Source organism: Nonomuraea sp. NPDC049684 (assembly GCF_044465345.1).
Taxonomy (GTDB): domain Bacteria; phylum Actinomycetota; class Actinomycetes; order Streptosporangiales; family Streptosporangiaceae; genus Nonomuraea.
Genome location: NZ_JBITLO010000014.1, coordinates 15839 through 35917, shown reverse-complemented (window position 1 = coordinate 35917; position 20079 = coordinate 15839). Strand labels below are relative to the sequence as shown.

Genomic DNA, 20079 nt, shown 5'->3' with positions numbered 1-20079 from the left:
GCGCGCACAGCCGTACCGTCAACGGTTCACCACCGGTCGTGAACCTGCGGCCGGATCAGCTCGTCGTAGACCGCCCGCACGGCCTCCAGCGCCTTGTCCGGCAGCGGCTCCAGGCCGGCCGCGGCCGCGTTGGACCGCGCCTGGCCGGGGTTGCGCGCGCCGGGGATGACGACCGAGACGCCGGGCTGGTCGAGGATCCAGCGCAGCGCGAACTGGGCCATGGACGCCCCCTCGGGCACCAGCCCGGCCAGCCGCCGCACCGCCTCCAGGCCGGTGCCGAACTCCACGCCGGAGAAGGTCTCGCCGACGTCGAACGACTCGCCGTGCCGGTTGTAGGTGCGGTGGTCGTCGGGGGCGAACACGGTGTGCTCGTCGTAGCGGCCCGACAGCAGGCCGCTGGCCAGCGGGACGCGGGCGATCACGCCCACCCCGGCCGCGCGGGCGGCGGGCAGGACCCGCTCCAGCGGCTTGAGCCGGAACGCGTTGAGGATGATCTGCACGGTCGCCACGCCCGGCCTGGCGATGGCGGTCAGCGCCTCCTCGCAGGTCTCCACGCTGACGCCGTACGCCGCGATCTTCTGCTCGGCGACCAGCGTGTCCAGGGCGTCGAAGACCGCGTCGGAGGAGTACACCGGGGTGGGCGGGCAGTGGAGCTGGACCAGGTCGAGGGTGTCCACGCCGAGGTTGCGCCGGGAGCGCTCGTTCCAGGCGCGGAAGTTGTCCATCACGTAGTTGGCCGGCACCTGCGCCATCCGGCGGCCCATCTTCGTGGCCACGGTGAGCCCGGGATGCGCCTTGGCGAAGCGGCCGACGATCTGCTCGCTGCGGCCGTCGCCGTAGACGTCCGCGGTGTCGACGAACGTGACGCCCGCCGCCACGGCCGCCTCCAGGGTGGCGAACGCCTCGTCCTCGCTCACCTCGCCCCAGTCGGCGCCGAGCTGCCAGGCGCCGAGGCCCACGACGCCGACCTGGCGTCCCGTACGTCCGAGTGTGCGGTGTTCCATGCTGTTTGTCCGTTCGTCTGGTTCCTGCGACCAGTGTCCCGGACGAAAGGTACGGGCGCGCCGCTGGGGCGCGCCCGTACGGCCGTCATCGGGGCCGGAAGCTGCACCGGACGCCGGTGTGCACGGTGGCCCGCAGCTCGTCCCCCAGTGCCTGGTCGGCCGACGAGACGCGGGAGATCGCCCGCCGGATCGCCTTGCCCACCGCGATCCGCGCGCGCTCCTCCGTGCCGGTGAACGGCCGCGCCCGCCCGCCGATCCCGGTCGCCGCCGACAGCTCGGCCACCAGCCACTCGCGCTCCAGCCGCAGCGCGGCGGCCCGTTCGAGGTCGTTCATCGCCTCCAGCTCGTCGATGTCGTCCTGCAACTGGGTCAGCCGCTGCCGGTAGGTCTCCCTGGCCAGGTCGTCCAGCACCGGCTGGGCCGAGGAGGGCTCGCTGTCCTGCGCGGGCGCGCCCGCGGCCAGGTCGGCGGCCAGGATCTCGCGCCCCGGGTTGGCGATCAGGGTCGCCAGGTGCTGCATGCCGACGCTGTGCTCGACCACCACCAGGCGCCCGCCGTGCTCGACCTGCCAGTGCCGTCCGTGCCTGCGCAGCCGGAACGCCCCGTGCGCCGCGCCCGCCCTGCCGACCACGGCGGGCAGCACCATGCCGAGCTCCCTGGCCTCCTGCGCGGCGGCGTTCTGGGCGGCCCGCGCCGCCTTGTCGTGCGGCCCGTCGCGCAGCGCGAGCGCCTGGCCGAGCCGCCAGCGCGACAGCGTCGCGGCGGGCCAGTGGCCGAGCGCCAGGCTGGCCCGGACGGCCTCCGCCAGGTGCCCGGCGGCGCGGTCCACGTCGCCGGTCGTGAGCGCGGCCATGCCCAGGCTGTGCTGCACCGAGCCGAGGCAGAGCACGCCCAGGCTGGCCACCACCGGCAGAGCGGCGAACGGCAGCAGCAGCGCGTACGCCTCGGCGGCAGTGGCGGCGTCCTGGAGCAGGTGGGCGGTCTCGACGACGCAGTACATCGAGAACAGCCACGTGCTCGACCTCGGCAGGTCGGCCACGTCCCGGCCGCGCAGCCGGGCCAGGTGGCCGGCCGCCGCCCGGCGGTCGCCCGACGTGGCCGCGGCCAGCGCGAGGCCGGCCAGGTAGGAGTTGTCGACCGGGCTGAGCGTGGGCGAGCTGACCAGGTCGGCCAGCACCGGCAGCAGCTCGGCCGTGCGGCCCTGGTACCAGCGGATGGCCGCGATCTGGCCACCGTACCAGCCGGTGGCGTCCATGTCGCCGGCCTGGACGCCGCGCTCGAAGCAGTCGCCGGCCATCTTCTCCGCCTGCTCGAACCGGCCCGCCCGGATGGCCAGCATCACGCTGATCACGTCGGTCACGAACCCGACGGCCAGGTGGTCGTGCTCGGCCAGCAGGCCCCGCAGCTCCTCCATGCAGCGTCCGGCGTGCGGGTCGGCCGCCAGGTAGAGGTCGACCGTCCGCCACAGCAGGCCCATCAGCAGGTCGCCCCTGCGCCGGGTGACCGCCGCCTGGCCGATCAGCTCCCTGGCCAGCTCCAGCCGGACCGGCCCGTGCTCCGGGCCGAGCAGGCAGTGGTGGGCCAGGCTCAGCGCCTCGGCCAGCGCCGCCGGATCGCCCGCGCTCCTGGCCCGCTCGACGAGCCGGAGGATCTCCTCGTGCCCGCCCGCCGCGTAGTCCTCCTCCCCGGTCATCCTGATCCGCAGCCGCAGCGCCAGCGACGAGTACGGATCGATCAGCGACAACGCGTGCCGCTGACGCGCCCGCACCATCTCCGAATCCGCGCACGTGCGGTGCTCCTGCACCCACACCCCGCCCAGGCCGAGCGCCGCCCTGGCCAGGGCGGGCACGTCGCCGCACGATTCGGCCTGCCGGTAGGCCGAGTCGAACCAGCGCCTGGCGGTCTGCAGATCCCCGTTCACGTACAAAGCGCGCTCACCGAGCACGAGCGCGAGCCTGATGTCCGGATACGGGGGCAGGCGAACCCCCAGCTCCTCTAAAACGCCCACGGTTTCCGTCCCCATTCGGTCATCCGGGCTGAGCTTCCAGACGGTCCCCCGAATACCGTTCTGCCGTAACGACGTACGGGGGCGGTGGACGGTTCAACCGAATGCGCTGGCTACCCTGTGCGCATGATTCGCCCCGCCACCCCAGCAGACGTCCCCGCCATCGTGCGCATGATCCTTGAGCTGGCCACGTACGAGAACGCCGCGCACGAGGTGCGCGTGACCGAGGAGATGCTGCGGACGTCGCTCTTCGGCGAGCGCCCCGCCGTGTTCGCGCACGTGGCCGAGCAGGACGGCGAGCCCGTCGGCTTCACGATCTGGTTCCTGACCTACTCCACCTGGCGCGGCGTGCACGGCATCTACATGGAGGACCTGTACGTGCGCCCCGAGCACCGGGGCGGCGGCCACGGCCGCGCGCTGATGGCGGAACTGGCGAGAATCTGCGCCGAACGCGGCTACCAGCGCCTGGAGTGGTCGGTGCTCGACTGGAACGAGCCGTCCATCGCCTTCTACGACAAGCTCGGCGCCGAGCGGCAGGACGAGTGGCTGAAGTACCGGCTGACCGACGAGCCGCTGGAGCGGCTGTCCCGCTGAGACTGAGGCCCTCGGTCGAGCTGAGGCCGCCGGTGACGCTGGGACGGCCGGTGAACAGGTGTGCCGCGCAGGCCGGCCCCCCGGCGTGACCTGCGCGGCCTCCTGGTCAGACGCCGGCTCAGACGCCGACGTGCGAGCGGGACCGCTGGCCCTGCGTGCTGTCGAACATCTCGGTGCCGCGCTCTTCGAGGTCCTTGTGCGTCTCCTCGATCCGCAGCGCGACGCCCATCGCGAAGAACGTGGGCGCCCACTCGCCGATGAAGATCCCCCACCGGTCGGCCCGGTCGAGGCCCGCGCCCTCCTGGTTCTTGGAGATCATCCAAGAAGCGAAGGACAGGCCGATGGACGCCAGCCCCGCGGCGTACATGTGGCCTGACTTGATGCCCATCTGGTGCAGCTTTTTGATCATTATTCCCCCCTTGCCATGAGTGCTGTTACCCCGGGAAAGACCACGTAACCAGCCAGAACTCCGATCATTACCGGCGTGTTTCGCCGGTGACGCTTGTGCGCGCCTTGTTACCGCGGTGAATCACACGTAACCGGCGCACCCCCGCCGGCTGCCGGAACGCGTAACGCGGCCTTCCTACCGTGGTGCTCCCGACGCCGAGCGGAGGAGAGATCGATGGCGCGCTGGATCACCGAGTGGCACCCCGACGACCCGGCCTTCTGGCAGCGGACCGGCAGGCACGTCGCCCGGCGCAACCTGGTCTTCTCCATCGTGGCCGAGCATCTCGGGTTCACCGTCTGGACCCTGTGGAGCGTCGTGGCCACCCGGATGGGGGCCTACGACTTCTCCACCGACCAGCTCTTCTGGCTCGTCGCGCTGCCGAACCTGGTCGGGGCCGTGCTGCGGGTGCCCTACACGTTCGGGCCCGGCCGGTTCGGCGGGCGCGACTTCACCGTCGCCAGCGCGGCGCTGCTGCTGGTCCCGGCCGTGCTGCTCGGGGTGGCGGTGAACGATCCCGGCACGCCGTACTGGCTGTTCCTGGTGATCGCGGCGCTGGCCGGGGTGGGCGGCGGGAACTTCGCCTCCAGCATGGCCAACATCACCTACTTCTACCCGCGCGGCAGGCAGGGGCTGGCGCTCGGGCTGAACGCGGCGGGCGGCAACGTCGGGGTCAGCTCGGTGCAGCTCGTCGTGCCGCTGGTGATCGCCACGCTCGGGACGGCCGCCGCGGGCTGGTTCTGGATCCCGTTCATCGTGGTGGCCGCGGCCTGCGCGTGGTTCTTCATGGACAACCTGGCCGGCGCCAGGGCCGAGCCGCGCGAGCAGCTCGCGGTGGCCGGACGGGCGCAGACGTGGATCATGGCGGTCCTGTACGTCGGCACGTTCGGCTCGTTCATCGGCTACTCGACGGCGTTCCCGCTGCTGAGCAAGAGCCTGTTCCCCGACGCGCCGTACGCGGCCGTCGCCTTCGCCGGGCCGCTGCTCGGCTCGCTGATCAGGCCGGTGGGCGGCTGGCTGGCCGACCGGCTGGGCGGCGCGCGCGTGACGCAGTGGAACTTCGCGGCCATGGGCGCCGGGGTGCTGCTGGCCTGGGCGGCCGCCGCCGCGGGCGGCTTCTGGCTGTTCTTCCTGGCCTTCCAGCTGCTGTTCCTCACCGCGGGCATCGGCAACGGCTCGACGTACCGGATGATCCCGGCGATCTTCCACGCCAAGGCGGTCGCCGAGCGCGGCGCGGGCCCAGAGGCGCTGCTGCACGGCAGGCGTCAGGCCGCGGCGGCGATCGGCGTCATCTCGGCGGTCGGCGCGCTCGGCGGGTTCCTCGTCAACCGGGCCTTCGGCATGGCGTTCGCCGCGGCCGGCACCCCGGCGCCGGCGTTCGCGGCCTTCGCCGCCTTCTACGCCGCCTGCCTGGCGCTGACCTGGTGGTGCTACACCCGCACCGTCGGCGTCACGGTCGTCGCCAGCCTCGCCCACGCCCGGGTCTGACATGACGAAGACACACTGCCCCTACTGCGCCCTCCAGTGCGGCATGGAGATCGGCCCCGCACTGGAGATCAGCCCCAGGACCGACGTCCCGGCCAACGCCCCCGGCGCGCTGTGCCAGAAGGGATGGACGGCGGCCGAGCTGCTCACCAACGGCGAACGCCTGACCACGCCGCTGCTGCACGGCGAGCCGGTGGAGTGGGAGACCGCCCTCGACCACGTCGCCGCCCGGCTGCGCGCGATCCGCGCCGAGCACGGCCCCGACGCCGTGGCCGTGTTCGGCGGCGGCGGGCTGACCAACGAGAAGGCCTACCAGCTCGGCAAGTTCGCCAGGGTCGCGCTCGGCACCAGCCAGATCGACTACAACGGCCGCTTCTGCATGTCCTCGGCCGCCGCCGCCTCCCTGCGGGCCTTCGGCATGGACCGGGGCCTGCCGTTCCCGGTCACCGACCTGGCCGACGCCGACGTCGTGCTGCTGGCCGGCGCGAACGTGGCCGAGACCATGCCGCCGTTCGTCCGGCACCTGTCGGGGCCGCGGCTGATCGTCGTCGATCCGCGCCGCACCCCGACGGCCCGGCTCGCCTGGCTGCACCTGCAGCCCACGCCCGGCACCGATCTGGCGCTCGCCCTCGGGCTGCTGCACCTGGCGATCGCCGACGGCCTCGTGGACGCGGACTACGTGGCGGCCAGGACCACCGGCTTCGACGACGTGCGCACCTCGCTGGCCGCCTGGTGGCCGGAACGCGTCGAGCGCGTCACCGGGGTGCCGGTGCACCGGATGCGGCAGGCCGTCCGCGCGCTGGCCGCCGCCCGGAACGCGTACGTGCTGACCGGGCGCGGCGCCGAGCAGCACGCCAAGGGCACCGACACCGTCACCGCGTTCATCAACCTGGCCCTGGCGCTCGGCCTGCCCGGCCGGCACGGCTCCGGCTACGGCTGCCTGACCGGCCAGGGCAACGGCCAGGGCGGCAGGGAGCACGGCCAGAAGGCCGACCAGCTCCCCGGCTACCGCAGGATCGACGACCCGGCCGCCCGCGCGCACGTCGCGCAGGTGTGGGGGGTGCGGGCCGAGGACCTGCCGGGGCCGGGGCGGTCGGCGTACGAGCTGCTGGACGCGCTCGGCACCCCGCGCGGGCCGCGGGCGCTGCTGCTGTTCGGGTCCAACCCGGTGGTGTCGGCGCCCGCGTCCGGGCACGTCGGCGGCCGGATCGCCGGGCTGGACCTGCTGGTCGTGGCCGACGTGGTGCGCTCGGAGACCGCGGCCATGGCCGACGTGGTGCTCCCGGTCACCCAGTGGGCCGAGGAGAACGGCACGATGACCAACCTGGAGGGCCGCGTCCTGCTCCGCCGCCGGGCCGTGGCGCCGCCGGAGGGCGTCCGGAGCGACCTGGACGTCATCGCCGGGCTGGCCGCCCGGCTGGGCCACCGCTTCGACACCGAGCCGGCCGCCGTCTTCGACGAGCTGCGCCGGGCCGCCGCGGGCGGCGTCGCGGACTACTCCGGCATCACCTACGAGCGCATCGCCGCCGGGACGGGCCTCTTCTGGCCCTGCCCGTCGGAGGACCACCCCGGCACGCCCCGGCCGTTCCTGGACCGCTTCGCCCACCCGGACGGCCGCGCCCGGTTCGTCCCGGTCGAGCACCGGCCCGCGGCCGAGGAGCCCGACCGGGACTACCCGGTGTACCTGAGCACCGGCCGCGTCCTGTCGCACTACCAGAGCGGCGCCCAGACCCGCCGGATCGCGTCGCTGGTGCGGGCCGCCCCGGAGCCGTTCGTGGAGCTGCATCCCGACCTGGCCGCGCAGCTCGGCGTCGCCGCGGGGGACCTGGTGCGGGTCAGCAGCCGCCGGGGCCAGAGCAGGGCGGTGGCCAGGATCAGCGACGCCATCAGGCGCGACACCGTGTTCATGCCCTTCCACTGGGAGGGCGCCAACCGGCTCACCAACCCGGCGCTCGACCCGGTGTCCGGCATGCCGGAGTTCAAGGTCTGCGCGGTCAGGGTGGAGAGGGACTCATGAGGCTCGTCGTCGTGGGGAACGGGATGGCCGGCGCACGCCTGGTCAGCGAGGTGCGGGCGCGCGACCCGCGGATGCGGGTCACCGTGTTCGGGGCCGAGGCGGGCCCGCCGTACAACCGGGTCCTGCTGTCGGACGTGCTGGCCGGGAGCTCGCGTCCGGACCAGGTTCGGCTGCTGGACCCCTCCTGGTACGACGCGCACGGCGTCGAGGCCGTGCCCGGCGCCGAGGTCGCCCGCATCGACCGCGACACCAAGGACGTGGTGACCGCGGACGGGCGGCGCGAGCCGTACGACCTGCTGGTCCTGGCCACCGGCAGCCAGGCGGTCGTGCCGCCGCTGCCCGGCGTCGGGCGGGCCGTGCCGTTCCGCACGCTGGAGGACTGCGAGCGGATCGTGCGGGCGGCCGGGCGGGCGCGCCGCGCGGCCGTCGTCGGCGGCGGGCTGCTCGGCATCGAGGCCGCCCGCGGCCTGGCCGGGCGCGGCCTGCCGGTCACGCTGCTGCACCTGGCCGGGCACCTGATGGAACGCCAGCTCGACGCCGAGGCGGGCGAGGTGCTCGGCGAGACCCTGGCCGGGCTCGGCGTGGCGGCGCGCACCGGCGTCAGCGCGACGGCGGTCGAGCCGGACGGCGTCCGCCTGGCCGGCGGCGAGCTGGTCGAGGCCGACCTGGTCGTCCTGGCCTGCGGCGTGCGCCCGGTCACCGGGCTCGCCGCCGCGGCGGGGCTGGAGGTGCGGCGCGGCGTCGTCGTGGACGACGAGCTGCGCACCGGCGACCCGTCGATCTTCGCCGTCGGCGAGTGCGCCGAGCACGACGGCACGGTGTACGGCCTGGTCGCCCCCGCCTGGGAGCAGGCCGCCGTGGCCGCCGAGGTGATCACCGGCGGCAAGGCCCGCTACCGCGGCTCCCGGCTGGTCACCAGGCTCAAGGCCAGGAGCGTCGAGCTGGCCGCCATGGGCGAGACGCAGCTCGGCGACGAGCACGCCGAGGTGGTGCGCTTCAGCCACCGCGCCCGCGGCACCTACCGCAAGCTCGTCATCCGCGACGGGCGGCTGGTGGGCGCGATCCTGCTGGGCGAGAGCGACGCCGTCGGCACCCTCACCCAGCTCTTCGACCGCGGCGGCCCGGTGCCGGGCGACCGCGCGGGCCTGCTGTTCCCGGGCCTGTCGGCGGCGCCGGTCGCGGACAGCCCGGTGCTGATGCCGGACGCGGCCGAGGTCTGCCGGTGCAACAGCGTGACCAAGGGACAGATCCGGGCGTGCTGGGAGGCCGGCGCCCGCGACGTGGCCGGGGTGGCCGCCGCCACCAGGGCCACCACCGGCTGCGGCACCTGCCGCGACGCCGTGGAGGGCATCGTCGGCTGGTTGTGCGATCAGGAAGGAGTGCCGGTATGAGGAGGATCGTCGTCGTCGGGTACGGCCCGGCCGCGCACCGCTTCGTGGAGACCCTGGCGAGCCGGGGCTTCGACGGGCGGGTCACCGTCATCGGGGAGGAGCCGCGCCCGGCCTACGACCGGGTGGCGCTGACGTCGTACCTGTCGGGGGCCACCGTGGCCGACCTCACCTACCCGGTGCCCGCCGGGACCGTGACGCGGCTGGGCAGCCGGGCCGTCGCCGTCGACCGGGCGGCGCGGACGGTGACCGTCGAGGGCGGGGCCGCCGAGCCGTACGACGTGCTCGTGCTGGCCACCGGGTCGGCGCCGTTCGTGCCGCCGGTGCCAGGACGCGAGCACGCCCACGTCTACCGCACCATCGACGACCTGGACGCCATCCGGGCGGCCGCCGCGGACGCGGCCGAAGGCATCGTGGTCGGCGGCGGCCTGCTCGGCCTGGAGGCGGCCGACGCGCTGCGGGCGCTCGGCCTGAAGGCGCACATCGTCGAGATGAGCCCCTGGCTGATGCCCCGCCAGGTGGACGAGGGCGGCGGCGCGGTGCTCAAGGGCCACATCGAGGCACTCGGGCTCGGCGTGCACGCCGGGTCGGGCGTCCAGGAGGTCGTCACCGGGCCGGACGGCCGGGTCGCCGGGGTGCGCACGCCGTCCGGCACGCTGATCGAGGGCCAGGTCGTGGTGTTCTCGGCGGGCGTCAGGCCGCGCGACGAGCTGGCCAGGGCGTGCGGGCTGGAGGTGGGGGAGCGGGGCGGCGTCGTGGTCGACGACGGGATGCGCACCTCCGACCCGTCGGTCTACGCGATCGGCGAGTGCGCGCTGGCCGGCGGCACGGTCCACGGCCTGGTCGGGCCGTGCAACACGATGGCCGAGGTGGCCGCCGACCGGATCACGGGCGGGACGTCGTCCTTCGCGGGCGGGGACACCTCCACGAAGCTGAAGCTGCTCGGCGTCGAGGTCGCCCAGTTCGGCGCGATGGACGGCGCCCTCGACGTCACCTACATGGACCCGGTCGCCGGGGTCTACAAGAAGCTGTTCATCAGCGACGACGCCCGCACGCTGCTCGGCGGCATCTGCGTGGGGGACGCCGGGCCGTACGCGGCGCTGCGGCCGTTCGTCGGCAAGCCGTTGCCCGCGCCGCCCTCCGACCTGCTGTTCAGCGGCTCGGGGGCGCCGCTCGACCTGCCCGGCGACGCGCAGGTCTGCTCCTGCAACAACGTGTGCGCGGGGGACGTCCGGCACGCCGTCGCCGAGCTGGGCGTGACCGACGTGCCCGGACTCAAGGCGTGCACGCGGGCCGGCACCACGTGCGGGAGCTGCGTGCCGATGCTCCGGCAGCTCCTGGAGGAGTCGGGGGTCGAGGTCGGCAGGTCGCTGTGCGAGCACTTCGCGTACTCGCGGGCCGAGCTGTTCGACATCGTCCGGGTGCGGAAGATCACGACGTTCTCCCGGCTCATCGCCGAGCACGGGCAGGGGCGCGGCTGCGACGTCTGCAAGCCCGCCGTGGCCTCGATCCTGGCCTCGCTGCACAACGGGCACGTGCTCGACGGCGAGCGGGCCGCGTTGCAGGACACCAACGACGCCTTCCTCGCCAACATCCAGAAGAACGGCACGTACTCGGTCGTCCCGCGCATCCCCGGCGGCGAGATCACGCCGGACAAGCTCATCGTGATCGGCGAGGTCGCCCGCGACTTCGGGCTCTACACCAAGATCACCGGCGGGCAGCGCATCGACCTGTTCGGCGCCCGGGTCGAGCAGCTCCCGGAGATCTGGCGACGCCTGGTGGAGGCCGGTTTCGAGTCCGGCCACGCCTACGGCAAGGCGCTGCGCACGGTGAAGTCGTGCGTGGGCTCCACCTGGTGCCGCTACGGCGTCCAGGACTCCGTCGGCCTGGCCATCGCCCTGGAGCTGCGCTACCGCGGCCTGCGCTCGCCGCACAAGCTCAAGTCGGCCGTGTCCGGCTGCGCCCGCGAGTGCGCCGAGGCCAGGTCGAAGGACTTCGGCGTCATCGCCACCGAGCAGGGCTGGAACCTGTACGTCGGCGGCAACGGCGGCTTCCGGCCCCGCCACGCCGACCTGCTGGCCACCGACCTGAGCACCGGCGACCTGATCAGGACCGTCGACCGGTTCCTGATGTTCTACGTCCGCACCGCCGACCGGCTGCAGCGCACCGCCGCCTGGCTGGAGTCGCTGGACGGCGGCCTCGACCATCTCCGGAAGGTGATCATGGAAGACTCGCTCGGCATCTGCGCCGACCTCGACGCCCAGATGGAACAGCACGTCGCCACCTACGCCGACGAGTGGGCGGCGACCCTGGACGACCCGGAGAAGCTGGGCAGGTTCGTCAGCTTCGTCAACGCCCCCGGCGTCCCCGACCCGTCGATCGTGTTCGCCTCCGAGCGCGGCCAGATCAGGCCGGTGATGGCCCGATGAGCTGGACCCCGGTCTGCGAGTACGCGGCCCTGCCGCCGGAGCGCGGCGTCTGCGCGCTGGTCGGCGACCGGCAGGTGGCGCTGTTCCGCACCTACGAGGGGCACGTGCACGCCCTGGACAACCTCGACCCGTTCAGCGGCGCGTACGTGCTCTCGCGCGGCATCGTCGGCACCAGGCGGGGCGAGCCCACCGTGGCCTCGCCGCTGCACAAGCAGGTCTTCTCGCTGGTGTCGGGGGCGTGCCTGGACGAGGAGGCCGTCCAGGTGCCCGTCTACGCCGTGCGGGTGGCGGCCGGGCGGGTGGAGGTCAGCGTTTAGCCGATCAGGCCAGGGGCATTGACCTGCTGAAACACGGGGGACAGGAGGTGCGCGTGGCCTACGACGCCTCCGCCTACGGGCGCGGGATCGCCGACATCTACGACGCCACGGTGACGGAGCTGCCGACCGGCGCGGCCGTCGAGCGGCTGGCGACGCTGGCCGAGGGCGGCCCCGTGCTGGAGTTCGGCATCGGCACCGGGCGGCTGGCGCTCCCGCTCGCCGCCCGCGGACTGTCCGTCGCCGGGATCGACGCCTCGCCGGAGATGACCCGCGAGCTGCGCGCCAAACCCGGCGGCGCGGCCGTCCCCGTGACGGTGGGCGACTTCTCCACCGTGCGGGTCGAGGGCTCGTACGCGCTGGTGGTGCTCGCGATCAACACGATCTTCGCCCTGCCCACCCAGGAGGCGCAGGTCAACTGCTTCGCCAACGCGGCCCGGCACCTGCGCGGCGGCGGGCGGTTCGTGGTCGAGGCATGGGTGCCCGACCCGGCCGCCTTCCGCGACGGCTCGGCGCTGCGGCTGCTGTCGCTGGCCGAGGACGTCGTCCTCATCGAGGCGGCCAGGCTCGCCCCGGCCACCCAGCACATGCGCACCACCCGCGTACGGCTGACCGGCGAGGGCGTGCGGCTGCTGCCCGCCAACCACCGCTACGCCTGGCCCGGCGAGCTCGACCTGATGGCCAGGCTGGCCGGGATGGCCCTGGAGCACCGCTGGGCCGACTGGATCGGCACCCCGTTCACCGACGAGAGCCGCGCGCACGTCTCCGTCTACCGCAAGGCCGCCTGATGCGCCTGCCGCCCGCGCGTGGCCCGCTCACCGACCTGCTCTTCGACCGGCTCGCCCGGCCGCCCGCGACGCTGCCCGACGCCCCCGCGCCGGACGGCGAGGAGGATCTCCAGCTCGCCCTGTTCGCCTGCTACGAGCTGCACTACCAGGGCTTCGACGAGGTGGACGACCGCTGGGAGTGGGAGCCGTCGCTGCTGCGCCTGCGCGGCCTGCTGGAGGACCGGTTCGAGCGGGAGCTGGCCGGGGCGGTGCCGCGTCCCGGGCCGGTGCCGCCCGGCGAGGTGCGGCGCGCGCTCACCGCGCTCACCGCCGAGGACGGCGACGGCCCGTCGGTCTCGCTCCACCTCCAGCGCGAGGCCGGGATCGACGCCTTCCGCGAGTTCGTGATCCACCGCTCGATCTACCACCTGAAGGAGGCCGACCCGCACACCTGGGCGATCCCGCGCCTGCGCGGCCGGCCCAAGGCGGCCCTGGTGGAGATCCAGGCCGACGAGTACGGCGGCGGCCGGCCCGAGCGCATGCACTGCGAGCTGTTCGGCCACACCATGCGCGGCCTCGGCCTCGACGACTCCTACGGCGCGTACCTGCCGCGGGTCCCCGCGGTCACCCTGGCCGTCACCAACACCATGTCGCTGTTCGGGCTGCACCGGCGGCTGCGCGGCGCGCTGGTCGGCCACCTGGCCGCGATCGAGATGACCTCCTCGCTGCCCAACCGCCGCTACGCCGCGGGCCTGCGCCGGCTCGGCGGCGACGCGGCGGCGGCCCGGTTCTACGAGGAGCACGTGCAGGCCGACGCCGTGCACGAGCAGATCGCCGCGGCCGACCTGTGCGGCGGCTTCGCGGCCGCCTTCCCCCACCTGACCGGCGACGTCCTGTACGGCGCCGCCTGCGCCCTGGCCCTCGAACGCCGCTGGGCCGAGCACGTCATGGGCCGCTGGGAACGCGGCGCGTCCTCCCTGCTCGACCAGGAGGCGCCCGCGTGATCGACCTGGACTACGTGATCCCGCTGCGCTGGCAGGACGACTCCGGCCTCGACGAGCTGACGGAGTACCTGCGCGCCCTCGCGCCGCACGTACGCGTGACCGTGGTCGACGGCAGCCGGCCCGAGCTGTACGCCCGCCACGCCCGCCGCTGGCGCTGCCTGGTCCGGCACGTCGGCCCGGCGGCCGGCCTGTCCTTCGCCAACGGCAAGGTCAACGGCGTGACGACCGGGCTGCGGCTGGCCGCGGGCGACCGGGTCGTGATCGCGGACGACGACGTGCGCTACGACCTGCCCGCGCTGGCCGAGATGCACGCCCTGCTGGCCCGCGCCGAGCTGGTCAGGCCGCAGAACTACTTCGACCCCGCCCCCTGGCACGCCCGCTGGGACACCGCCCGCACGCTGCTCAACCGCGCGTTCGGCGCCGACTACCCGGGCACGTTCGGCGTCCGGCGCTCGTTCTTCCTGGCCATGGGCGGCTACGACGGCGACGTGCTGTTCGAGAACCTGGAGCTGGTCCGCACCGTGCGCGCCCACGGCGGACGCGAGCTGCGCCCGCCCGGCCTGTACGTCCGCAGGCTGCCGTGCGACGCGCGGCGGTTCTGGTCGCAGCGGGTCCGGCAGGCCTACGACGACCTCGCCCAGCCGGTGCGGCTGGCGTCGTTCCTGGCGGTGCTGCCCGCGCTCGCGCTGGTGCGCCGTCCGCTGCCGCTGCTGGCCGCCGCCGGGGCGGCCGTCGCGCTGGCCGAGGCCGGGCGGCGGCGGGCCGGCGGGCGGCGGGTCTTCCCCGCCGGCGCCTCGCTGTTCGCGCCGGTGTGGGTGCTGGAGCGGGCGGTGTGCTCCTGGCTGGCGGTGGGGGCGGCCTGCGCGGGCGGCGTGCCGTACGCGGGGGGACGGCTCGCGCGGGCCGCCCACTCGGCGCGGTGGCTGCGCGCGCGGGCTCAGGAGTCGGCGGGCGGGTCGGGCTCGCTCGACGCCTTGAAGCCGACGGACTTGTGCGAGCCGTCGCAGAACGGCTTGGTCGACGACCGGCCGCACCGGCACAGCGCGACCGTGGCCCTTCCGGGGTCGATCGGCTCGCCGTCCTGAGTCAGCAGCTCGAAGGGGCCTCTGATCAGCAGCGGGCCGTCCTCACAGGGCGTGACGGTGGTCGTCGGTTCGTCCATCGTCGTCACCTGCCCCGCCGACCGGCCCTCTCACCTGCGAGGACGTCGCTAGAGGGCCTCCATGGGCGGGTAGACGTGCGGGGTGGGGTGAGCCGCGGGAAGCACGCACCGCCGCCCGGACCGGACGCTGGCACAGCGCTCGGCGTCCTCACGCTGGGGCAGTGGTTCCGGGTTCGCCTGTGTTGGCCGCACTGGAGGGACGCTATAGGCGGCCCTTCCCCGCCCGGTCTCGGGTCGGCAACGATCACAGCTCTGAACGGTCTCACCAATGACAGTGAAGCGTTACCGTGAGTAATACCGACATGAGGTAAAGGGGTTGTGCGGAGTGCCTAAACCGGGCATTCGTGCACGACCGGCGAGGGCATCAACCCGGCCATGAGCAAGATTTCTGAGCGCAGGGCACTCCTGCTGGCCGCGATCGTTCCCGTCGTCCTGGTCGCGGGCTGCTCCGCGGGGAGCAACACGCAGGCGATGAAGGGGGAGGCCAGCCCGGCCACGCCGACCGAGACCATGATGACGCCCACCGAGACCGGCATGGAGTCGCCGACCGCCACTGAGACCATGACCGAGACCGCCACGCCGACCGGCACCATGACGGCCGCCACCCAGCCGCGCGCCGCCGTGCAGAACTACTTCGACGCCCTGAAGTCCGGCAACGTGGACGCGGTCGTGAAGACGTTCACCAGCGACGCCGTGGTGGCCTTTGACGGGCAGGCCACGGCCACGGGCTCGCAGGCCGTCCGCAGCCTCTACGAGAAGCTGCTCAAGGACGGCGCCGACCTGAAGTCGGCCACGCACACCATCGACGAGACGCGGAACGCCGGCAGCCAGGACGCCTTCGCGCGCTCGACCAGCAAGCAGGGCGACACCACCTACCGCGAGCTGTTCATGCTCTCGCACCAGGGCGGCCAGTGGCTGATCTCGCGCTTCATGAACAACCAGGGCGCCTGACGGCCCCCGCTCCGGAATACGGTAGGGGGGTACCGTGTTGCGGTCGGTGTAGCGAGCGAGAGGACCGGGAGATGGCCGGGTACACCGACGGCAAGCAGGACCACCTCCGGCGGCTGCGCCGGATCGAGGGCCAGGCGCGGGGCATCCAGCGCATGGTCGAGGACGACAAGTACTGCATCGACATCCTGACGCAGGTCTCGGCGACGACGAGCGCGTTGCAGTCGTTCGCGTTGTCGCTGCTGGAGGAGCACATGGCGCACTGTGTGGTCGAGGCGGCGCAGAAGGGCGGGGCCGAGGCGGAGGCCAAGGTCAAGGAGGCCGCCGACGCCATCGCCCGCCTCGTCCGGTCGTGACGGAGCCGCGCGCCGCGCGGGCGGGCGGGTTAGCGTGGGGGACGTGCAGGACCTGACGCGGTTCCAGAACCCCCGCTTCGCCCGGGCGTACGAGCGGATGAGCGCCGAGTCGGAGCGGCGGGGCACGGCCGAGCACCGGCGGCGCCTGCTGGCCGGGCTGGCCGGACGGGTGCTGGAGGTCGGCGCGGGCAACGGGCTGAACTTCGCGCACTACCCGGCGGCGGTGCGCGAGGTGGTCGCCGTCGAGCCGGAGGACCGGCTGCGGCGGCTGGCCGGTCAGGCCGCGGCCGGCGCGCCGGTGCCCGTGAGCGTGGTCGCCGGGCACGCCGCGGACCTGCGCTTCGCCGACGACTCCTTCGACGCCGTGGTGCTCTCGCTGGTGTTGTGCTCGGTGCCCGACCAGCGGGCGACGCTCGGCGAGGTGTTCCGGGTGCTCAGACCCGGCGGCGAGGTGCGGTTCTACGAGCACGTGCGCTCCTCGCGGGCCGCCGGCGCGCTGCTGCAGGACCTCGTGACGCCGCTGTGGCGGCGGATGGCCGGCGCGTGCCGCCTCAACCGCGACACCGAGCGCGCCCTGACCGACAGCGGGCTGGTGATCGAGGAGCGCGAACGGTTCGCGTTCCGGCCGCTGCCGTTGTCGCCGAGGCTGCCGCACATTCTCGGACGCGCCAGAAAACCGGCCTGACCGGTTCTCCGCGGCCGCTGTGGCGACAAATCTGGAAAAATGGGTTTTTGTTCTGACGCGTGTTATTGCGCTGTGGTGTCACCGGGGATGCGCGGAGTGATACGGCGCTGGTCCACCAACGCCAGATAAACCGCGAACGCCCCCTGCGCCCACATCCCCGCCTGCTGCGCGGTCAGCCGGAGCTCCTCGCCCTCGTGCGTGACGATCAGATAACCGCCCGTCGCGCGGCGCCAGGCGACCAATACGTTCTCGTAAACCAGAACGTCGAGCATCGCGGTCAGATATTCGCCTCCGGTGGCGGACACGGCGTAAGCCTCCTTGCTCCTCGCCGAATTCTCGCCCTGATTTTCTTCGTGCTGACTCCATTGTGCGCGCCGCGCCGGGAATTGTCGCACCCGTCCGGCGGGCGGAACCTCCCGGGGCCGGGCGGTGTAGGGAGGTCGGAGGTGCATGATGCAGACGAACGTGGCCGTACCGGCCGGCAGGCCGATCGCGCTGACGGCTGTCGTGCTGGTCGTCCTGGTGGTGTCCGGGTGGTGGGCGGGGGCGGCGTCCGCCTCCGCGCGCGGGGGATGGGCGGTGACCTACCTCGATCCGCCGCCGGCGGCGTTCGCGGGCGGGAAGACGTACACACTGGGGTTCTGGGTGCTGCAGCACGGCACGCACCCCTACGCGGGCGAGCTGGACCCGGTCGGCCTGCGCCTCACCCGGGCCGACGGCAGGACCGTCACCTTCGCCGGCACCCCGCTGCCCGAGGCCGGGCACTACGCCACGTCGGTGGCCGTGCCGGACGGGGTGTGGCGGGTGGAGGGCCTCCAGGGCTGGTTCGAGCCGTACGCCGTGGGGACGCTCACGGTTCCCGGGCGGCTGCTGGCCGACCCGGTGCCGCCGGACAAGGTGGCGACGTTCGGCGGGGACGGGAAGGACCCGTGGGGCGCGGTCCGGCCGCCGGGGTTCCCGCCGGGCAAGAGCACGCCGGCGCCGGCCGGTGAGCCGACCGCGACGCGCGCTGGGGTGCGGGCCGGGGGGAGCGTGGCTGCGCGGGGTCCGTCCGGAGAGGTGCCCGGTGGCGGGGTTCCGGCGTACCTGCTGGTGGCGGCGGCGGGGGCAGGCGCGCTGGTGACGCTCGTGGCCTCGCGCCTGCCCCGCCTGCGCGGCACGCCGGGACGGCCGGACGCCGCGCGCCGGAAGGCCGCGGGCGACCCTCCCGACGCGGACGGCTCCGCGGAGACCCTCGTCATCGGCGGTTAGCGCCGTCGCAGGACGTCAGGCCGAGGGCCGCCGGAACTGCTCGATCATCGCCGCGTAACCGTCGCCGGCGTGGCCGCCGTCCGCCGCGCGCCGGGCCAGGGCCAGGAAGAGGTCCGGCAGCTCGGTGTTGACGCCGAGCTGCCGGACCTCCTGCGCCAGGTGCTCCATCCCGCCCAGGTGGACGGCGAGGGTGGCGTCGGCGGCGGGGTACCGGCCCTCGTCGATCTGCCGGGCGTAGGCGGAGACGTAGCCGGCCGTCACGCCGATGGCGGTGCCGGCCAGGGACGCGAAGGCCGTCGCCTTGACGTTCGCGGCGCCGAGCAGGGCGGCGCCCTGGAGGAAGCCGTTCAGCACGCCCCACATGACGCTCAGGACGGACATGTCGTACAGCGCGGACAGGGCGTGGTCCTCGCCGAGGTGGACGGTCCCGGCTCCGGCGAGCGCCCGCAGGGCGGGCAGGTGCTCCTCGAAGGCGGCCTCCGGGCCGGAGTACAGCACCGTGGCGTCGGCGGTGCCGATCGCCTCGGGAACGGCGAGGATCGCCCCGTCGAGGTACGCGCTCCCGATCGTGGCCGCCCACCTCGCGGTGTCGCGGGCCTGGACGGAGGTCGCCGTGGTCAGGTTGACGAGGGTGCGGCCGGCCAGAGAGGAGGCGACCGGGCCCAGCAGCCCGTGCACGGCGTCGTGGTCGGAGACGCAGACGACGACGAGCGGGCTCGCCTCGACCGCGCCGCTGACGGAGCCGGCCAGGACGGCTCCCCTGGCGACGAGGTCGTGGGCCTTGCCCGCCGAGCGGTTCCAGACGGTGGTCGGGTGACCGTTCGCCAGGAAGGCCGTGGCCAGCGCCTGGCCCATCAGCCCGAGGCCGAGGACGGTGACCGGCGCCTGGGCGGCGGAGGAGAGGGACACGTGTGCTCCTGCGTGGTTCGCACGGCTTGTGCCGCGATTGGGTGGCGGATCTGCGGTCCGGCGGGGGCGGCTCAGGTGAAGAACCCGACGATGCTGCGGATGCGGCCTCCGTCGAACTCCACGACGTCGTAGCCGGTGGCGGCCGTGCCGAGCCGCCAGCGGAACAACGCGCGGCCGTGGTGGACGCCGAGCACGGTGTCGAGGGTGAACCGGAGGTCGCCGAACCGGCTCCGGACGCGGCCGATCACCTCCGACAGCTCGGCGTGCCCGCGCAGGCCCGCGTTCTCGGGATCGACGTAGAGCGAGTCCTCCGTGAGGACGGACTTCATCAGCGCCGACCGGGCGGCGGCGTTCGGCTCGTTCCAGACGTCGAGGTAGGCGCGGATCACATCGGTGGTGCTCACCTGGCTGACTCCCATCAAATGTACGGCGTTCGATTACTACACGCCGTACAGTAAACAGCATGCCGTGTAAGCTGTCGACCGTGAGCGACCCCAGGACGAGCCGCCGCGACCGCCTACGCGCCCAGACCAGCGCCGAGATCAAGACGATCGCCCTGCAGCTCATGGCCGACGGCGGCCCCGACGCCATCTCGCTGCGCGCCATCGCCCGCGAGATGGGCATGACGGCCGGTGCGATCTACAGCTACTTCCCCACCCGCGACCACCTGGTCACGACGCTCATCGGCGACGTCTACACCTCGGCCGTCGACGCGGCCGAGGCCGCCCGCGACGCGGTGCCGGCGGACGATCCGGGCGGGCGGATCCTGGCCTGGGCCCGCGCCATGCGCGAGTGGGCGCTGGCCAACCCCGAGGGCTTCCGGCTGATCTACGGCGACCCGGTGCCGGGTTACCGTCCGCCCGGCGAAGGCCCGGGCAAGGAGGCGGAGGCGCGCGCCTGCGCCGGCATCGTCGGCCTGGTCGCCGCGGCCTGGCCGGCGGCCGGGGAGCGCGCGTCCGTGGGGGGCGACTACGCCTGGGCCGACTTCGACCCCGCCATGGCGGCCCACGTCCAGGAGGACTTCCCCGACCTGCCGCCGGCGGGCCTCGCGGTGACGCTGCGGGTGTGGGGCCGCATGCACGGCCTCATCGCCCTGGAGATCTACGGCCACCTGCGCACCCTCGTCCACGACCCGGCCGCGATCTACGACGACGAGATGCGCGACCTCGTCGCCTCTCTCGGGCTCGGGCGCTGACCCTCCGGCCGGCGACGTGCCCGGGGCCGGTCGCGTTCGTGCTGGTAAGGGGCTGGTTCGCAGGGGATGTCGGTCGCGGGGAAGGCGGATCCCGGTTGCTACCGTGAGGGGCAGGTGATCT

20 protein-coding genes and 1 pseudogene are annotated in these 20079 nt (G+C 73.9%); 14 read left to right on the top strand and 7 right to left on the bottom strand.

The annotated features are described in order from the left end of the window. Nucleotides 1-26: 26 nt before the first annotated feature. Nucleotides 27-1004: an aldo/keto reductase gene (locus tag ACIBST_RS35480; RefSeq protein WP_397177958.1), complete on the bottom strand. Its 978-nt coding sequence runs from the start codon at nucleotides 1002-1004 to the stop codon at nucleotides 27-29. 85 nt (nucleotides 1005-1089) lie between these two features. After that, nucleotides 1090-3012 (bottom strand): hypothetical protein, encoded by a 1923-nt coding sequence (locus ACIBST_RS35475; protein WP_397177957.1) that lies wholly within the window; start codon nucleotides 3010-3012, stop codon nucleotides 1090-1092. A gap of 123 nt (nucleotides 3013-3135) precedes the next feature. On the opposite strand from ACIBST_RS35475, the gene ACIBST_RS35470 reads away from it, so the two are divergent. Further along, the gene (locus ACIBST_RS35470; protein WP_397177956.1) at nucleotides 3136-3603 is read left to right on the top strand and encodes a GNAT family N-acetyltransferase; all 468 of its coding nucleotides are present in this window, start codon (nucleotides 3136-3138) and stop codon (nucleotides 3601-3603) included. A gap of 118 nt (nucleotides 3604-3721) precedes the next feature. Here ACIBST_RS35470 and ACIBST_RS35465 read toward each other — a convergent pair whose 3' ends face one another. Further along, nucleotides 3722-4012, bottom strand: coding sequence for a hypothetical protein (locus ACIBST_RS35465; protein ID WP_352322735.1), 291 nt, complete (start codon nucleotides 4010-4012; stop codon nucleotides 3722-3724). Between the two features lie 213 nt (nucleotides 4013-4225). On the opposite strand from ACIBST_RS35465, the gene ACIBST_RS35460 reads away from it, so the two are divergent. Genes ACIBST_RS35460 through ACIBST_RS35425 form a run of 8 tightly spaced genes read left to right on the top strand, consistent with a single transcriptional unit; the run spans nucleotide 4226 to nucleotide 14537 of the window. After that, nucleotides 4226-5536, top strand: a complete 1311-nt coding sequence (locus ACIBST_RS35460; RefSeq protein ID WP_397177955.1) for an MFS transporter — start codon at nucleotides 4226-4228, stop codon at nucleotides 5534-5536. 1 nt (nucleotide 5537) lies between these two features. Then, the gene (locus ACIBST_RS35455; RefSeq protein WP_397177954.1) at nucleotides 5538-7550 is read left to right on the top strand and encodes a molybdopterin oxidoreductase family protein; all 2013 of its coding nucleotides are present in this window, start codon (nucleotides 5538-5540) and stop codon (nucleotides 7548-7550) included. Beyond that, a complete protein-coding gene (locus ACIBST_RS35450; protein WP_397177953.1) occupies nucleotides 7547-8941 on the top strand; it encodes an FAD-dependent oxidoreductase in 1395 nt (464 codons plus the stop codon). The genes ACIBST_RS35455 and ACIBST_RS35450 overlap by 4 nt, the downstream gene beginning before the upstream one ends. Next, nucleotides 8938-11367, top strand: a complete 2430-nt coding sequence (gene nirB / locus ACIBST_RS35445; protein ID WP_397177952.1) for a nitrite reductase large subunit NirB — start codon at nucleotides 8938-8940, stop codon at nucleotides 11365-11367. The genes ACIBST_RS35450 and nirB overlap by 4 nt, the downstream gene beginning before the upstream one ends. Then, nucleotides 11364-11684 carry a nitrite reductase small subunit NirD gene (nirD, locus tag ACIBST_RS35440; protein ID WP_358284421.1) on the top strand — a complete coding sequence of 107 codons (321 nt, stop codon included), beginning with the start codon at nucleotides 11364-11366 and terminating at the stop codon, nucleotides 11682-11684. The genes nirB and nirD overlap by 4 nt, the downstream gene beginning before the upstream one ends. A 53-nt stretch (nucleotides 11685-11737) precedes the next feature. Further along, nucleotides 11738-12469, top strand: coding sequence for a class I SAM-dependent DNA methyltransferase (locus ACIBST_RS35435; RefSeq protein WP_397177951.1), 732 nt, complete (start codon nucleotides 11738-11740; stop codon nucleotides 12467-12469). Then, entirely contained in the window at nucleotides 12469-13452 is a 984-nt protein-coding gene (locus ACIBST_RS35430) for an iron-containing redox enzyme family protein (RefSeq protein ID WP_397177950.1), read from the top strand. The genes ACIBST_RS35435 and ACIBST_RS35430 overlap by 1 nt, the downstream gene beginning before the upstream one ends. Then, entirely contained in the window at nucleotides 13449-14537 is a 1089-nt protein-coding gene (locus ACIBST_RS35425) for a glycosyltransferase (protein ID WP_397177949.1), read from the top strand. Before ACIBST_RS35430 ends, ACIBST_RS35425 begins: the two co-directional genes overlap by 4 nt. On the opposite strand, the pseudogene ACIBST_RS35420 reads toward ACIBST_RS35425, so the two are convergent. Continuing rightward, nucleotides 14501-14614 (bottom strand): annotated as a pseudogene (locus ACIBST_RS35420) (hypothetical protein); the annotation flags it as partial. The gene ACIBST_RS35425 and the pseudogene ACIBST_RS35420 overlap by 37 nt on opposite strands. Nucleotides 14615-14989: 375 nt before the next feature. Here ACIBST_RS35420 and ACIBST_RS35415 point away from each other — a divergent pair. The 3 genes from ACIBST_RS35415 (at nucleotide 14990) to ACIBST_RS35405 (ending at nucleotide 16603) form a co-directional block, all read left to right on the top strand. After that, nucleotides 14990-15565, top strand: a complete 576-nt coding sequence (locus ACIBST_RS35415) for a YybH family protein (protein WP_397177948.1) — start codon at nucleotides 14990-14992, stop codon at nucleotides 15563-15565. A 71-nt stretch (nucleotides 15566-15636) separates the two neighbouring features. Further along, nucleotides 15637-15918: a metal-sensitive transcriptional regulator gene (locus ACIBST_RS35410; RefSeq protein ID WP_352358958.1), complete on the top strand. Its 282-nt coding sequence runs from the start codon at nucleotides 15637-15639 to the stop codon at nucleotides 15916-15918. A 43-nt stretch (nucleotides 15919-15961) separates the two neighbouring features. Further along, a complete protein-coding gene (locus ACIBST_RS35405; protein ID WP_397177947.1) occupies nucleotides 15962-16603 on the top strand; it encodes a class I SAM-dependent methyltransferase in 642 nt (213 codons plus the stop codon). Nucleotides 16604-16665: 62 nt separating this feature from the next. On the opposite strand, the gene ACIBST_RS35400 is transcribed toward ACIBST_RS35405, so the two are convergent. Then, entirely contained in the window at nucleotides 16666-16908 is a 243-nt protein-coding gene (locus tag ACIBST_RS35400) for a hypothetical protein (RefSeq protein WP_397177946.1), read from the bottom strand. Nucleotides 16909-17053: 145 nt separating this feature from the next. Here ACIBST_RS35400 and ACIBST_RS35395 point away from each other — a divergent pair, with 145 nt between their 5' ends. After that, nucleotides 17054-17854, top strand: a complete 801-nt coding sequence (locus tag ACIBST_RS35395) for a hypothetical protein (RefSeq protein ID WP_397177945.1) — start codon at nucleotides 17054-17056, stop codon at nucleotides 17852-17854. 15 nt (nucleotides 17855-17869) lie between these two features. Here ACIBST_RS35395 and ACIBST_RS35390 read toward each other — a convergent pair whose 3' ends face one another. Together ACIBST_RS35390 and ACIBST_RS35385 are read right to left on the bottom strand one after the other, a co-directional pair. Next, on the bottom strand, nucleotides 17870-18763 hold the full coding sequence (locus ACIBST_RS35390; RefSeq protein ID WP_397177944.1) for an NAD(P)-dependent oxidoreductase: 894 nt from the start codon (nucleotides 18761-18763) through the stop codon (nucleotides 17870-17872). Nucleotides 18764-18834: 71 nt separating this feature from the next. Next, nucleotides 18835-19167, bottom strand: a complete 333-nt coding sequence (locus ACIBST_RS35385; protein ID WP_397177943.1) for a nuclear transport factor 2 family protein — start codon at nucleotides 19165-19167, stop codon at nucleotides 18835-18837. 59 nt (nucleotides 19168-19226) lie between these two features. Between ACIBST_RS35385 and ACIBST_RS35380 the strand changes: the two genes are divergently transcribed. Continuing rightward, nucleotides 19227-19958, top strand: coding sequence for a TetR/AcrR family transcriptional regulator (locus tag ACIBST_RS35380; protein ID WP_397177942.1), 732 nt, complete (start codon nucleotides 19227-19229; stop codon nucleotides 19956-19958). The last annotated feature ends 121 nt before the right edge of the window (nucleotides 19959-20079 follow it).